Here is a 13,284-nt window from a genome sequence, read left to right on the forward strand (position 1 = left end):
ATGGCTTTGCTTCACTATAACCCACCGACCACGCCATACCTGCAGATCGTTTACCGGGATGATGATCTGATCATCCTCGACAAACCCAGTGGCTTGCTCAGCGTGCCGGGCAAAGCAGCCGAACACAAAGACAGCCTGGCACTGCGGGTTGCACGAGTCTGGCCCGAAGCGCGCATTGTGCATCGTCTCGACATGGCAACGTCGGGACTTATCGTCATGGCACTGGGCAAGGACAACCACAGAACCTTGTCACGCCAGTTCGAACTGCGCCAGACCCACAAACGTTACGAAGCACGGGTATGGGGTGTGCCACAGGACACTACCGGAACGGTCAACCTGCCGCTGATTTGTGATTGGCCGAACCGTCCCAAACAGAAAGTCGATATGGACAATGGCAAGCCCTCAGAGACCCATTGGCAGGTGCTGGCGCGGGGCAACCATCAAACCCTGATGTCACTGACACCGATCACCGGACGTTCTCACCAGTTGCGGGTGCATATGTTGAGCCTCGGTCATCCTATCCTTGGCGACCGTCTGTACGCCCATGAACAGGCGCTGGCGATGGCGCCCCGGTTGCAGCTTCACGCCTGCGAGCTGGGCCTGACCCACCCAAGGACCGGGGAAGACCTGCACTTTCACAGTCCCAGTGGATTTCGGGTGGATTGCGCTGATTAACTGAAACGTTGTTTCAGGGACTCTTTGTAACGCCGGGATAAACTTACCACCTGACCGCTTTGCAGGGTAATTTCGCCGTCGCCACTGGGCAAATAGCTGATGTGGGCTATGGCGCTGTGGTTCACCGCCGCAGAACGGTGTACACGACTGAAACCACCAGCGGCCATCCGCTCTGACAACGTGCTCAGAGTACCCCGTAGTGGATAGATCCGACCGCCACTGTGCAAATTGACATAGTTTCCGGCCGCTTCCATCCACTCAATATCCCGCACTTTAACCAAAAACTCCCGATCCAGTTTTTTAACCAGAAAATGCTCCGGAATGTCGCTATCCGCGCTCGGTTTTTCCGGGGTCTGACCAACAAAGTCCGCTTCGCCGCGCAGCCGACGGTAGATGAACGAACCACCCTGATACATCACGAAGAAGGTCAGATATCCCCACACGTCTTTGCGGTATTCGTAGAAAAACTCTCGCCCCCAGGGACCAAACTCATAATTCCCACCGGCCAGGGCATACACCCCTTCGCGTATCGCGACCATCAACACCACATGCAACACACTGACCAGGGTTGCCAGTAACAGGTGCATAACCAGTTGACGACGCCAGTGTTCGAAGCGCAGAGGCATGCGCTTCCAGGCCAGGTACATGGGTACCAGCAGGATCAGGGTCGCGATGGCACTGGAATACTCCCAGCAAAAAGGTTCCCACAGCGCAAACTCGGCAACCCCGTCACGGGTGGCTTCCATCCAGGCTGATGTGGCATTGATGGTGTTGTTGATCAGAATGTACAGGCTGACCGCCACACCCGTGTAAAAATAAGGTCGTTGTTCGAATCGACTGAATAACGTCATTGGTCCCTGTATTCCACCGTTTGTCCCCAGAGCACACCAGGTCAGCCTTTGACACTGGCAGCAGCGCTGTTGCTCGGGCTTACTTGGTGTAAGCATTTAACCTGAGAGACGACCATGACTCAAGTCCAATCCACCCGCCGCGTCGACCTAGACTGGCTGCGCTTCCTCGCTTTTTGTCTGCTCATCCTGTATCACGTGGGCATGTATTATGTGGCCGACTGGGGCTGGCACATCAAAAGTCCTCATCAAAGCGAGCCATTACAGGATGTGATGATCCTGTCCAACCAATGGCGCATGTCGATGCTGTTTTTTATCTCTGCCATGGCCCTTGGACTGGTCAGTGAACGCTATAGCGCCGGGCGACTGCTGAAATTACGCAGTCATCGCCTGTTGGCACCCTTACTGTTAGGTATGTTGGTGATTGTCCCACCGCAACTGTTTTACGAACTGGTTTACCGGGGAGATTGGCAGGGCGGATATCTGGGCTTTCTGGCAGAGTATTACAACATGGACACCACACTGGCCCCGGACAAGCAGTCAGACATCGGTCTGTTGACCTGGAATCACCTGTGGTTTTTGCCCTATTTGTGGGTGTATACGCTGATCTGGATAGTACTGAAACCGGCGCTGGATGCCGTGGCCACATCGCTCAACGCACGCCCCGTGTCACCGTTGATATGGGTGGCAACGATGGTGATTGGTCTGGCCGTCATCTGGCAACTGCTGCGCCATTTGTACCCAACTACCCACGATTTGATCCATGACTGGTACAGCCATGCGAAATACGGATTCGTATTTGTGTGTGGGTACTTACTGTCTAAAAATGATCAGGTTTGGGAGGCCATCGCCCGTTGGCGCTGGTATTTCCTGGGCACCGCAGTCGTTGCCTACGGCGTGATCATCGCGGACCGTCACGGCATGCTGCCGTTTCTGAACGAAAACACCGTTCAGATTGTGTGGGTGCGCAGTCTGATCGCTGCCGTATTGAGCCTGAATCACTGGGCCTGGATCCTCACACTGGTGGGTTTCGCCGCCATTCACTTGCGTGTCGCGCCAGCATGGTTGCCCACCGCCAACCGAGCCATTCTGCCATGCTATGTCTTGCACCAGAGCGTGATCATTGTGCTGGCGGTGATGCTGGCCCCGTTTGCAATCCCTATGGCACTGGAAGCCGTGACCCTGATACTGCTCACCACAGTGGTGTGCTGGTTGGGCTTTCGATGGGTCGATAAGACCCGCATCAGTCGCTGGTGGTTTGGCCTGGGTACCCCCAAACCCGAATCATCCGACCCAGTAGCGCCGATCCCTGCATTGTCACCTCAAGTATCAGCCCAGACTGACCGATAATAAGAGGATGACTGTAAACACCCGATATCGCCATTTGCTACATTGTCTGAACCTTGCTGCGCTCCTGTTGTGGTCGAGCGCGGCACCGGCGCGGGTGGGTGATGAGCGCCAGTTGATGCAGGACATCGCATCTCAGCGGCTGCCCGATACCTATCAGACACTGCTGGTCGGCGATCGGGAAGTGGTGATGGTTGAATATCCGGCCAGGACCCCCATCACTCGCGGACTGGCGGTTTTGATCACCGAGGCCGGTGGCGTACCGCAGGATGACCATCAGTTGGCCCGTCTTGCCCGTCAACTGACCCACTATGGCTGGCACACGCTGACCATGGCAGCACCACCACTGGGCGATCCACAAATACTTCTGACATTGCCTCCAGCGACGGATGCGGCGCCTCAAGCTGCCCCCGAGCAAGAAGCTGAGGCAGCCCTGCATGGGCGTGCCGATCTGCTTCACTCCCCCGTCCAACACCTGCAGGCTCAACAGTACGCCCTGCAACAACAAATGTTGCAACTTGAAGACCGGCGTGCCGAGGTGGCGGGTTTCTACCTGATCATCGCCCAGGGCACCACCGCGGCCTCACTGGCCCGCCTGTACACTGAGCAGGCGATCCCGCAACCGGATGGACTGGTCAGTCTGGGGGCGTTTTTACCCGAGCGGAACCTCAACAAAGCGTTGCCAGAAATGTTTGCCCAATTACAGCCCGCGTTACTGGACGTTTATTCTGCCTGGGATAACCGCTGGACCCTGTCGACCACCGACGCCCGTCGGGTCGCCGCAACCCGGGGGCTTAAACTGCACTACCGGCAACAGGAACTGGTGGGCCAGCCCCGGGATGAGCAGCAAACCCTGCGTCTGGCAAAGATGATTTATGGGTGGTTAACCTACATGGGTTGGTAGCCGGGTGAAAAAATTATTTCACGAAATTTCAATTGGATAATTTATCCAACCTGTCGAAGGTCGCGTAAATCACTAATCCACGGCTATAATAGGGGCAAACCATGATAATAACCGCCGGGAAGAGAGTGGACGTACAAAGGTTTATTGACCGTAAAGCCAAACAACTGACGTTTTTTGTGCGCGGCTTCTGGGAACTACGCATCCCTTACCGGGAAGTCGACCTGTACTTCTGGGATACGCTGGAAGAATGGGCCCATATTGAATCACGTTGTGACGCCCCCTACAGCCAGAAAGAGCGGGTGTTCTGGCATTTGCTCCATCAACTGCATTACTGGCCGGAACAGAAACTGTTGCGCGACCCTTACCTGCGTAGCGAACTCACCACCTGTATTGAATACCTTGAAGGCGAAGGCCAATATCCACTGGACTGCATCGGTATCCGTCCCTAGTTCACTGCCACACAAAATCCTGTCACTGACATTGCCTTTCAGGGTCAACCATGATCCAATAGCCCTTTGTTACTTGTCTACCCGGTTTGGTTGTCTGTGATCCGTCATACCCTGTCCTACTACCGTGATCGTCGTCTGTTGACCATTTTTCTGTTCGGCGTTGCATCCGGCTTTCCCTGGGTCATGATCAGCTCAGCCATGTCTGCGTGGCTGAAAGAGGAAGGACTGACCCGCTCGGCGATTGGGCTGTTCGGCTCCATCTTCATTGCCTATTCGATCAATTTTCTGTGGTCACCGTTACTGGACCGTTTGCGTCCACCGTTTCTGGGCCAGCGACGGGGCTGGATTTTCATTACCCAATTTTGCATCGTGGTGTTTTGTGGCCTGCTTGCCACCACCAACATTACGCAGGATATCGCGCTGGTGGCGTTGCTTGGATTTGCCATAGCCATCAGCTCAGCCACCCAGGATATCGCGATTGATGCCTACCGCATCGATGTGATTGCTACCCATGAACGGGAAAAACTGGCGGCAGCATCCGCCATGGCAACAGCGGGCTGGTGGACTGGCTATGGCGGCTTAGGTGCCGTACCGTTTTTCATTGCCGATTTGCCCGGCTGGCAATGGTCCGAAATTTACTGGGTACTGGGTGCAATGATGTTGATGCTGATGGCAACCTGCCTGTTCAGCCGCGAACCCCAAACCCACCGTGAAGCACAACAACAGGCCGCTACCGCACGTTATCAGGCAATGCTGGGGGGACAAACGCCGACCCTGGCAACCCGCATGTCCAGCTGGTTGCTGGTCACTCTGGTGGAGCCGTTCCGGGAATTTTTCACCCGCAATGGCACCCGTCTGGCGTTGTCGATTCTGTTGTTCATATTCCTGTTCAAGATTGGCGAAGCCTTCCTTGGCCGCATGAGCATCGTGTTTTACAAGGAAATCGGCTTTACCAATACCGACATCGGCAATCTGTCCAAACTGTTGAACTGGTGGGTTACCCTGGTGTTTGCAGTGTTGGGCGGCATGGTCAACATCCGCTACGGCATTTTCAAAGGCCTGATGACAGGTGGTATTGCGATGGCTGCCAGTAACCTGATGTTTGCCCTGATGGCGCAGGTGGGACCGGACAAAGCCCTGTTCGCCGCGACCATCTTTGTGGATGGCTTCACCGCCGCCTGGAGTTCAGTCGCGTTGGTGGCGTTTATCTCCTTGTTGTGTAACCAGGCGTTTTCTGCCTCACAGTATGCGCTGATGGCGTCATTGGGGGTACTGGGCAGAACCATGCTGGCATCGGGCAGTGGCTTCCTGGTCGACGGTCTGGGCGGTAACTGGACGGTGTTTTTCATTCTCACCGCCATCATGGTGATACCCAGCTTGGTGTTTTTATGGTCTATCCGTCATCACATCGACCATCTGGAGGCCAGACAAGCGGCACAAAGCGCGCCTTCTACGACGGGCTGATACACACCCGATTGCGGCCACTTTCCTTGGCTTCGTACAGGGCCTGATCGGCCTTCTCAAGCCATACAAGCGGTTGCTGGTAACTGTCTTGCAGTTCAGCGATGCCCAGGCTGACAGTAAACACAATGGTATGCTCTTCGTGTTCTACCGGCACATGCTCAGCCAGTTTTCGGATGCGCTCGGCGACAATACGTGCCTGCTTTGCCGTTGTATCCGGCAGCAGGATGGCGAATTCTTCGCCCCCATAACGACCGCAAACATCGGTCTCACGCACCGACTTTTTGATGATCCTGGCAAGCATTTTGATCACGTCATCCCCGCCGGGGTGACCATAGGTATCATTTACCCGTTTAAAATGATCAATGTCCAGCATGATCAACGATGCCGGATGGCCTGCACGCTTGCTGCGCTTATACTCCAAATTAAATTGCTCTTCCCAGAAACGGCGATTATACAGGCCGGTTAAGCCATCAACCCGGCTCATATTTTCGAGGGTCTCGTTGAGTCGTTGAATCTGCAGTTTACCCAGTGCCTCATCGGTAACGTCGTACACCACCAGACAAATTTGCTCCACCTGATCATTCAGTGAGGTCAGCGGAAACACCGTGACATTCTGGAACATGTGTTCTGAGGCCGACGTGATGGGTCGATTACTTTCAAACTTAAACAGGTAAGGACGTTGCTCCCAGATCATGAACGCTGAACTGCGCAGGTTGAACACCGGCTCGGCTTTGCGTTGAAACCAGTCCCGGTCAATTTCCTTGAAAAAATCGAACAGGCACTTGCCTCTGATTTGACTGGGCAATATGCCGCTGTGGTTTTCCATAAACTGGTTCCACACCAACACGTTGAATTGTTTGTCGAGCACTGCCAGGCCGACTTCAATCGAGCCCAGCAGATCATGCTGCCAATGCAATTCGTTGAAGGTCTCGTCGCTACTCATTCATCACCTGTGAGGTCGACCAATCTTTCGAACATCAGATCCATCGAATGATCGGGAAACAACAACAATAGGTCAAAGTTAATGCCATGGCTCTTGATCGCATAGCCGATTTCAACCGCCATGATCTTACTCCAGCGCGACACATTGTTGCTCAGCAAGGCATCGACGTCACAGTGGCGGCCCAACACAATCGGGTGATTGTGGCTGAAATTGACGTGCAATTGGGTCGACAATGCATGCAGACAGGCACTGATCAGGATATTGGACACATCCAACAGGGCTTCCAGTTCCAGCTCTTCGGTGACTACGGTATTTTTATAATCCAGCAATTTGACCATATCGGCGAAGTTCGCATCATTGAAGATCAGCAGCGCTTCTCCCTTAATGCCGGCGCTGATAAAGCCCTGGGAAATTGCCGACACCTGTGCATTGCGCTGCACTTCTGCAATCGCCATATGCAGCTCGGTGGACTCAATCAGGTTAACGTTGGGGATCGGTAAATCGATAAACTCATCCAACAGCGTCGCCAGCTTTTCACCGGCCTGTCCCATGGCCACGTTGGCCATTTCGCGAAAAATGTCGAGCTTCTCCGACATTGGACTGTCGATACTGACGACCTGCTGTTGCTCTTTTTCCCGTCGTGACGCACCTTGATCACCGGCATACAAACCGTATTGTTCGAGGATTTCCGACAGTTTCAGGTTATCAATCGGCTTGCGAATGAAATCCAGCGCACCCAGCTTCAGCATGCGCTCCCGGGCTTCGGGCTGAACATCGCCGGACACCACAATCACCATGGTCGGCAAATCCTGATCCTTGATCGCCTGCATCGTCTGGTAACCATCCATGACCGGCATGTTCAGATCCAGAAACATCACGTCAGCTTTGCCCTGATGTATCTGTTCCAGCGCCATTTTGCCATTTTCAGCGAAGGAAATGTCGACATCCCAGCCATCTGGGATCGAACGCGCCATTTGCCGCCGTGCAAAACCGGAGTCATCGCAAATTAACACTGCCGTACTCATGTGGCGCCCGCACCCCTCGATTGATCACATTTTCGCCAAACCGGCGACATTTAACCCTACAACCGTACTCTGTACAAGGCTAGAGCATAATTTAGGCATATGAAAGAGAAGACTTTTTTATTCCTATGCGAATTCCGGAAAGAGCATCACACCGAGAAAAGATGCTGTATGGCAGGGTGGTACTGATTCGCCTTTACACAGAAATCGTCAGACGATACTCGCGTCTCCAGATCCCGAAGCGGATTGATGTTCAGGCGCGGGGGTCACAGGGCGTGCGTTTACGTTGAACGTCACGCATCAATTCGAGCAGCTTCTGATAGATGTACGCAATGATAAAGGCTGATAATGATGAGTAGCCAATACTTCCCTGTATGATCAACTTGCTGTCTTACAATCTTCGACGGTTAAGTTGACCAGAACACCATTTCTTAAACAATAAACCTGCTCTGCCATGGCAATCGTTTCTTGCCGATGAGCGATCATAATGCGTGTCATCGGAAAATGTTGAATCTGTTCGCTGATCTTGGCTTCATTATCTTTATCTAAATGACTTGTGGCTTCATCCATGAATAGTACGCAAGGCGATCGATACAAAGCCCGGGCCAGTAATAATCGCTGCACTTGTCCACCGGATAGGTTTGAACCCATATCACCTACCAATGAGTTATACCCCATCGTCATTTCAGTGATGTCATCATGAATGACGGCTAATTTGGCACAGTGTTCAATTTTCAGATAATTCGGCTGCGGGTCAAAAAAACTGATGTTATCGGCAATAGACCCCGCCAATAACGTATCATCTTGCATGACAGCAGCAATCTTTTGTCGATACATCTTCAGGCCAAGCTGAGTAATATCTTTACCGTCGAGCGATACTTTGCCCGAGGTTGGCTGCAATAGACCCAACATAATTTTCATCAATGTCGTTTTACCCGCCCCGGAAGCCCCGGTAATGGCGATTGACTCGCCAGCAGAAATTGTCAAGTTGACGTTATTTAGGATTGGCTTTTCTTGTTCAGAATAACGGAAGCAAATATTCTCCAGCTTGAGTTCACCGGTATAACTATCAGATAAATTTTCATCGGCTAGATACATTGCCTCGCCTTCGCGATTTGCTTCTTGTTCAGATAATGCGATATCGGAAATACGATCGAGGTGTAAACGCATCATCCTAAACTGAATAATCTGCTCAATTAAATTGGTATAGCGTTCAGTAAGCTGCCCTTTGTACGCAATGAAGGCCAATACCATTCCAACCGTTAAACTATTTCCCATCACCATCACTGCGGCAAAATATATGACTAACACATTTTCTAACCCAAACAGCAGTTTGTTGAATGATTCAAAACTAATATCTAACCGGCCTAAACGGATTTCACTATTAATCACTTCAGCATAGCGATTTTGCCAGATGCCTTGACGTTGAGACTCATTGCCAAAGAGCTTTATCGATTGAATACCGCGAATATTTTCCAAAAAGTAGGACTGCTCTTTGGCTGACGCCTGAATCATTTCTTCGGTTGCATGATGAAGAGGACGATACAATGCTAAGCGAACTAGCGTGTAGAGAACTATTGCACCCAGTACTACAGCCGTTAGTTTCAGAGAATACAGCGACATCATAACCAACACACTGATCGCCATAACACCATCGACCAGGGTTTCCACAAAGCCCGTCGTTATTCGTTCCCGAATGTGTGCCAACGAGCCGAATCGGGATACAATATCGCCAACATGTCGCGACTCAAAATAGTTCATTGGCAAGCGCAGTAAATGTCTGAGCAGGTTAATGCCCATTTGCATGTTGAGTAAGCTGGAAAGCCTTAGAATCAACCAGCTTCTTACCGCGTTAGTTACTACACTAATAATGGCAATGAGTGTAAATCCTATCGCCAATACTGTAAGCAATGGTTTGTCAAAGCTGACTAAAACTTCATCGACAACCCACTGCATATAGTACGGTGTCATCAATGCAAAGAGCTGTAGCACCAAAGACAGACCAATCAGTTTTACCAAGCCTGTTTTTAAGCCTGACATTGAAGACCACAGCTGGGTAAACTTCATTTTGGCTTTTTCTTCTTTGATTTCGAACTTACTCGTCGGCGTAAGCTCTAAACAGATTCCAGTGAAATGCTTACTAAACTCTTCTCTCGTAAAGCTGCGCTTACCAACTGCAGGATCGTTGACAAAATATTTGCCACCCTTTCCTTTACCGGAAACCTTGGTTAAAACAACAAAATGATTCATATCCCAATGCAAAATACAGGGCGTTTGCAGTTTATGAACTTCATCAAGGGGACATTGTAAAGCACGGCTTGCCAGACCTAAGTTGTCACCCAGCTCAATTAGCTGTTGAAGATCCATACCCTTCAAATTTGCGGAATAGCGTTTGCGCATTGCAGGCATTTCGATTTGGTAACCATAGTAGCCTGCAATCATTGCTAAGGAAGCAAGGCCACACTCCGCCATTTCTGATTGCAAAATCAACGGAGTTACCGTGCTCACTGAGAAGTTTAATGAATGTTCTTTTATATCCGAAGTCATTATGATGGAACTACTAGAGCTATAAACCCAAACATTAGGAACATGTAAATCACAAACAACACTACTAACGTTTTAGACCGCAGTAGGGAAGATAAAAAGGCAAAGCTAACTTCGTGTTGAGCTGCACTTCTCAACATATCTTTAGGACGTTTCATTTTCTTCATTATTAACACGCAACCTTCTTCTAAAAGCGTTTCCAAAAATACTTTCACCCCTAATTAGCTGAACTAGAACATATATATTAAATGCAATTAGTAATAAGAAAATGCTGACAGAAAAAACGCCTAACGAACCATGCGTAATAGCTAAGGTTAAAGATAGTTTTAGAGCAGAAAATGAAAACAGAGGTATCAGGAGTGCTTTAATCATATCACCAACATCAAGAAGAATATAAATATCACATTATTAGAGGCATGAACAATTGTTGGCGATAAAATTGAATCGCTCTGTATTCTTAGCACACCTAAAATCCAACCTAAAACAAATAGCATTATGGGGACCAGCAAATTACCGCTATAATGCAACACAGCCCAAAGGGCAGACGAAACAGTCAAAACCAATATCATTTTTAAGGCGCTTAATAGCTTAAAAAGTAGATATCTAAAAATGAACTCTTCAACCAATGGTCCGATCAGGCCAATAAAAATCAGGCTCCACCATACGCCATACTGGTTAAGCACATTTTTACTGCTAGTTACCTCTGAACTGAGATAGTCGGTATTCAGGTAAAGAAAATATAGAGTAATTAAGTATATAGAAAATAGAACGTACGCCTTATTCGAAGAAAAAATTAAAAGACGTCTTAATTTTTCCGAATCCATATTCATGTATACATCCGCACCAGAAAAATACCGTTCAATTTACAACGTGGTATTGAAAAAAGGCGGCCAAGACAACCGCCTTATAGGGTTCGACCATTACAGTCTGTTTGTAGCAGCTCTCATGCTATCTGAATTGTGGCTTGCGCCACTCCAGTTTAAAGAACTCATGGTGTTGTAAGCGCCAACGGCTCGATTGGCCAACCAACCCCAAAAACCGCCTTGAACTGCTTTGATTTCTTTACTTGATAGTTCTCTCATCTTGACAGCTCCTTAAGGTTTCATGCTTTTTGCGAATTTGTACCAGCCATAAATGCTTGCAGCGTTGCCCGCTAGGTGGATGGCCAGGGCAACTCCAATTGGAATTACACCACCATTGACTTGCTTAATTTCATTCACGCTCAATTCACGCATAATGTTATACTCCATGTATCCAACGACACGAGTGTGGTTGGGTATCTAAATTTCTCAATCTCGTAAGAGAATGAGGGTTTACTAAGGCTGGCTTTCGTTTTGCTCGCTAAAGTTGACGTGAGCCAGCCGCACTTTTCTGACAAAGCCTCTTCCGACGAAGTGCTTTGCCAGAAAATCACTTTAAATCTATTAGCTTACGCGCCCCTTCAGGCTATATATGGGCTCAAGCAGCCATTCAATGAGCGTTCGTTGCTCTAACATAATATCCGCCTCAAACAGCATGCCGCTTTTTAATTCAAACTCTTGCCCGTATGCTTGTATTTTCTGTTGGGCTAATTTTGCCCGTAAGCGATATACGGCTTCCTGGAATGGAATCGGTAACTGTACTTCGTTTGGTGTGATTAGTGCCCGGTCGATACGTACAATTTCACTTTCAATAAAGCCAAAACGTTGATAGGGAAAAGCATCAAAACGCAGACGCGATATTTGCCCCTTGGCGATAAAACCAGCACTTCGGGTGGGTAAAAGTAGCTCTGCCACCAGCTCAGAGCCTTCAGGCAAAATATGAAGCAGCGGCTTAGATTGAGCCTTTGAAGGTGAAAGCGTTTCCCCCTCGACCACTTGAATACCCGTGACCGTGCCTGCATGACTAGCAGCTATCGTGTAGCGATGGCTGTTCTGAACTTGAGCCAGTTGATTTTCAATAGCCGACTTTTCACGCAACAAGCTATTAATGCGTAATGTATATTGTTGAGGTAAGTTTGCTTTATCAAAAACGGCTTGGTTAATCTGATTGTTTTGCTGTAACAGTAAACGAGCAATGTTTTGTTTTTCCTGCTGCGCTTCTAATAAAGATTTCTTTTGATTTTCTTTCTCATATTTTGAAACATACCCGCTGCTATTTAACCGCTCAACATCTTCTTGTTGTGCCAATAATAGCGCCAGCTTTTCGTTAGCAAGAATCAATTGCCTTTCCAAGGCTAACTTTTCGCTATTTAATGCTATTACTTTGTTTTCGAGGTTCCTGTTTTCTTCAACTTGAATTGTTTTATATTGTTTTATTTCTTCATCAATCAGCGCTAGTTGTGAGATCAGCTCACCTTGCAACTTACCACTTAAGCTTTTGCCATCCGCGCTATTTTTATGAACTACCATGGTTGCTAAGGGCTGACCCTTTTCGACTTTATCGCCCTCACTTACAAATAAACTATCTACCGTACCACCTTGAGTCGCAAAGCTTTTTATGACGCCTCCATTAGGCATTAAAAAGCCGCGAACCGTCTCTTTTCGAGAATATTCTGCATTAATTAAGAATGCGACTATGGCAATAGCAATAGCCGCTACAATCGAAACAGTTAGCTTAATAGATAGTGGCTGTGCAAGAATAATAGCACCAGTCAAGCGCTCACTTTGATGGGAAACAGCTTCCTTTCTGAACAACGACATAACAACCCCTCAACCTCAGGGTCATATTAATTCCCATATAATATCGGAGTCAACCGAGTTTACTATAAATTGTTAGGTCAAATTTAATACCCATCCTATTCTTCCCAGCAAAAATCAGCACCCCATTAATTTATATACATTTTATTGGATTGCTGCATACCTTGAGTTTGTACTGTTCTCACACATCAACCGGCTAATTATCGTTCAACAATGTGTATGTAAATCCCTCTTGATACACATCGCACTGCATTGCGGCAGATGTGTTATTCGGATGGTTGATAAAACCCGGACACGCTTCAACGCATTCATCAGGTTTTGTCAGCGGTTGCTTGGAGTGACGAGTGATATGCAACCTCACGCTACCGATGGGTACAAGTCTGGAGCACAAAAAGACATGTGAAAGAGGT

At 49.0% G+C, this 13,284-nt stretch carries 12 protein-coding genes; 5 read left to right on the top strand and 7 right to left on the bottom strand.

Going from position 1 to position 13,284, the window contains the following annotated elements; genetic code table 11:
- Entirely contained in the window at window positions 1-675 is a 675-nt protein-coding gene (gene rluA, locus LJ739_RS16920) for a bifunctional tRNA pseudouridine(32) synthase/23S rRNA pseudouridine(746) synthase RluA (protein ID WP_229162378.1), read from the top strand.
- Here rluA and LJ739_RS16925 read toward each other — a convergent pair.
- Complete coding sequence (locus LJ739_RS16925) at window positions 672-1,526, bottom strand: LytR/AlgR family response regulator transcription factor (RefSeq protein ID WP_229162379.1); 855 nt, start codon at window positions 1,524-1,526, stop codon at window positions 672-674. The genes rluA and LJ739_RS16925 overlap by 4 nt on opposite strands.
- Window positions 1,527-1,640: 114 nt before the next feature.
- Here LJ739_RS16925 and LJ739_RS16930 point away from each other — a divergent pair, with 114 nt between their 5' ends.
- The 4 genes from LJ739_RS16930 (at window position 1,641) to LJ739_RS16945 (ending at window position 5,687) form a co-directional block, all read left to right on the top strand.
- A complete protein-coding gene (locus LJ739_RS16930; RefSeq protein WP_229162380.1) occupies window positions 1,641-2,873 on the top strand; it encodes an acyltransferase family protein in 1,233 nt (410 codons plus the stop codon).
- Window positions 2,874-2,880: 7 nt separating this feature from the next.
- Window positions 2,881-3,774, top strand: a complete 894-nt coding sequence (locus LJ739_RS16935; RefSeq protein ID WP_229162381.1) for a DUF3530 family protein — start codon at window positions 2,881-2,883, stop codon at window positions 3,772-3,774.
- A 101-nt stretch (window positions 3,775-3,875) separates the two neighbouring features.
- A complete protein-coding gene (locus LJ739_RS16940; protein ID WP_267494436.1) occupies window positions 3,876-4,223 on the top strand; it encodes a hypothetical protein in 348 nt (115 codons plus the stop codon).
- A 66-nt stretch (window positions 4,224-4,289) separates the two neighbouring features.
- Complete coding sequence (locus tag LJ739_RS16945; protein WP_229162382.1) at window positions 4,290-5,687, top strand: AmpG family muropeptide MFS transporter; 1,398 nt, start codon at window positions 4,290-4,292, stop codon at window positions 5,685-5,687.
- Here LJ739_RS16945 and LJ739_RS16950 read toward each other — a convergent pair.
- The 6 genes from LJ739_RS16950 to LJ739_RS16970 form a co-directional block, all read right to left on the bottom strand.
- Window positions 5,674-6,630 (bottom strand): sensor domain-containing diguanylate cyclase, encoded by a 957-nt coding sequence (locus tag LJ739_RS16950; RefSeq protein WP_229162384.1) that lies wholly within the window; start codon window positions 6,628-6,630, stop codon window positions 5,674-5,676. The genes LJ739_RS16945 and LJ739_RS16950 overlap by 14 nt on opposite strands.
- On the bottom strand, window positions 6,627-7,655 hold the full coding sequence (locus tag LJ739_RS16955) for a response regulator (RefSeq protein WP_229162385.1): 1,029 nt from the start codon (window positions 7,653-7,655) through the stop codon (window positions 6,627-6,629). The genes LJ739_RS16950 and LJ739_RS16955 overlap by 4 nt, the downstream gene beginning before the upstream one ends.
- Before the next feature lie 375 nt (window positions 7,656-8,030).
- Complete coding sequence (locus LJ739_RS16960) at window positions 8,031-10,199, bottom strand: peptidase domain-containing ABC transporter (protein WP_229162388.1); 2,169 nt, start codon at window positions 10,197-10,199, stop codon at window positions 8,031-8,033.
- Window positions 10,200-10,564: 365 nt separating this feature from the next.
- Complete coding sequence (locus tag LJ739_RS19210; RefSeq protein WP_407646801.1) at window positions 10,565-11,026, bottom strand: CPBP family intramembrane glutamic endopeptidase; 462 nt, start codon at window positions 11,024-11,026, stop codon at window positions 10,565-10,567.
- Between the two features lie 264 nt (window positions 11,027-11,290).
- Window positions 11,291-11,431 (bottom strand): class IIb bacteriocin, lactobin A/cerein 7B family, encoded by a 141-nt coding sequence (locus LJ739_RS16965; RefSeq protein WP_229162390.1) that lies wholly within the window; start codon window positions 11,429-11,431, stop codon window positions 11,291-11,293.
- A 189-nt stretch (window positions 11,432-11,620) separates the two neighbouring features.
- Entirely contained in the window at window positions 11,621-12,877 is a 1,257-nt protein-coding gene (locus LJ739_RS16970) for an HlyD family efflux transporter periplasmic adaptor subunit (RefSeq protein ID WP_229162392.1), read from the bottom strand.
- Window positions 12,878-13,284 lie beyond the last annotated feature (407 nt).

Source organism: Fluctibacter halophilus (assembly GCF_020687825.1).
GTDB lineage: Bacteria > Pseudomonadota > Gammaproteobacteria > Enterobacterales > Alteromonadaceae > Fluctibacter > Fluctibacter halophilus.

Excerpts from the sequence above, each read along its gene's own strand:
- rluA (WP_229162378.1), top strand. The coding sequence starts at position 1 with ATGGCTTTGCTTCACTATAACCCACCGACCACGCCATACCTGCAGATC.
- LJ739_RS16925 (WP_229162379.1), bottom strand. The coding sequence starts at position 1,526 with ATGACGTTATTCAGTCGATTCGAACAACGACCTTATTTTTACACGGGT.
- LJ739_RS16930 (WP_229162380.1), top strand. The coding sequence starts at position 1,641 with ATGACTCAAGTCCAATCCACCCGCCGCGTCGACCTAGACTGGCTGCGC.
- LJ739_RS16935 (WP_229162381.1), top strand. The coding sequence starts at position 2,881 with ATGACTGTAAACACCCGATATCGCCATTTGCTACATTGTCTGAACCTT.
- LJ739_RS16940 (WP_267494436.1), top strand. The coding sequence starts at position 3,876 with ATGATAATAACCGCCGGGAAGAGAGTGGACGTACAAAGGTTTATTGAC.
- LJ739_RS16950 (WP_229162384.1), bottom strand. The coding sequence starts at position 6,630 with ATGAGTAGCGACGAGACCTTCAACGAATTGCATTGGCAGCATGATCTG.
- LJ739_RS16955 (WP_229162385.1), bottom strand. The coding sequence starts at position 7,655 with ATGAGTACGGCAGTGTTAATTTGCGATGACTCCGGTTTTGCACGGCGG.
- LJ739_RS16960 (WP_229162388.1), bottom strand. The coding sequence starts at position 10,199 with ATGACTTCGGATATAAAAGAACATTCATTAAACTTCTCAGTGAGCACG.
- LJ739_RS19210 (WP_407646801.1), bottom strand. The coding sequence starts at position 11,026 with ATGAATATGGATTCGGAAAAATTAAGACGTCTTTTAATTTTTTCTTCG.
- LJ739_RS16965 (WP_229162390.1), bottom strand. The coding sequence starts at position 11,431 with ATGCGTGAATTGAGCGTGAATGAAATTAAGCAAGTCAATGGTGGTGTA.
- LJ739_RS16970 (WP_229162392.1), bottom strand. The coding sequence starts at position 12,877 with ATGTCGTTGTTCAGAAAGGAAGCTGTTTCCCATCAAAGTGAGCGCTTG.